The organism is Microcystis sp. LEGE 08355 (assembly GCF_015207185.1).
Lineage (GTDB): Bacteria > Cyanobacteriota > Cyanobacteriia > Cyanobacteriales > Microcystaceae > Microcystis > Microcystis panniformis.
The window spans coordinates 1-1,361 of sequence record NZ_JADEXI010000874.1 but is presented as its reverse complement, the minus strand read 5'-3'; the positions used below and the strand labels follow the sequence as shown (position 1 = coordinate 1,361).

Genomic DNA, 1,361 nt, shown 5'->3' with positions numbered 1-1,361 from the left:
TTCCTGTAGTATATCGAGCAGTTCTACCGCATTAGCCAACATATAGCGTTTACCTAATTCATGATTGCTTTGTCCGGGTAAATGCTCGATAACGTTATGATGGATCATCACCATCACTAGATTGTTTTTTAGCGCTGGTAAAGTCTGTTTTAACCACTGCAATTGTTCTGCATCTAAACTGCCAATTTGTTTACCTTGGTCATCGAATTGATTAGAATTAAGACCGATTAATTGCACTCCAGGTAAAATTTCTTTTTGGTAGTATATTTGTTCGGGATGGCTGTAACCAAATTGTTGATAATAGAAGGGAAAATCTGCTAAACCGATCTGGTTTTCTGTTGCGGTTAAACTCAAAACATCATGATTACCCGGCACCACATAGACGGGAAAGGGTAAAGTGGCTAAACAATCGGCTAACCAACGATGATTTTCTGGTTCACCATCTTGGGTTAAATCGCCAGCAATCAGCAGAAAATCGAGGTTAAGGGTGATGAGATGGTCTAAAACGATTTTTAAAGCGGGAATACTCACTTCCACCAGATGAAAGCGATTAGAATGGTTCAAAATGGTTGTGGGTAAAGCGATATGAGGATCGCTGAGAATGGCGAAACGGAAATTCATCGCATTCAATTGGGCTAAATATCGGTAAACTAGATCGATCGAGGAGAAATGAGGAGAAAATATCTTTGGCTAAAGTTCGCGTTCGTCAGCACGTCAATCCCTTAAGTCATAAATATCGCCATCCGATCGCTCCCCCCGATTGGAATCAAGTTTATCAGGATATGACACCACCTCTCCATCTTGATATTGGTTGTGCGCGAGGTAAATTTTTGTTACAAATGGCCCAAGTATATCCAGAAATTAATTTTTTGGGCATTGAAATTCGTCAACCTTTGGTAATTGAAGCCAATCAGGAACGGGAAAGGTTAGGATTAACTAATCTCGCTTTTGTTTTTGGCAATATGAATGTTGCCCCAGAAATTTTACTGCAATCTTTGCCCGCAGATAAGTTATCTTGGGTGTCGATTCAATTTCCCGATCCTTGGTTTAAACAGCGTCACAGTAAGCGTCGAGTCGTGCAGCCGGAATTAGTCATAGCTTTGGCTAAATATATGGTAGCTGGAGGCTGGGTTTTTTTACAGTCGGATGTGGAATCGATCGCCCTGGAAATGACGGAGAGATTTCAGGCACATCCCCATTTTGTTCGGCAACATCAAACCCCCTGGTTAGCGGAAAATATTTTCCCCGTACCGACGGAAAGGGAAAAGTCCACTTATAATAAAGGTCAACCGGTTTATCGCTCGCTTTTTCGAGTTCGGTAGCTTTAGTTAAAATATCTTGGCACTGTCTGAAATCATGGG

At 41.4% G+C, this 1,361-nt stretch carries 2 protein-coding genes; one reads left to right on the top strand and one right to left on the bottom strand.

The window, feature by feature from the left end:
* The coding region (locus IQ242_RS24865) for a metallophosphoesterase (RefSeq protein ID WP_193961795.1) at positions 1-621 on the bottom strand (621 nt) is incomplete at its 3' end.
* Between the two features lie 65 nt (positions 622-686).
* On the opposite strand from IQ242_RS24865, the gene trmB reads away from it, so the two are divergent.
* Positions 687-1,322, top strand: coding sequence for a tRNA (guanosine(46)-N7)-methyltransferase TrmB (gene trmB, locus IQ242_RS24860; RefSeq protein WP_193961794.1), 636 nt, complete (start codon positions 687-689; stop codon positions 1,320-1,322).
* Positions 1,323-1,361: the final 39 nt, after the last annotated feature.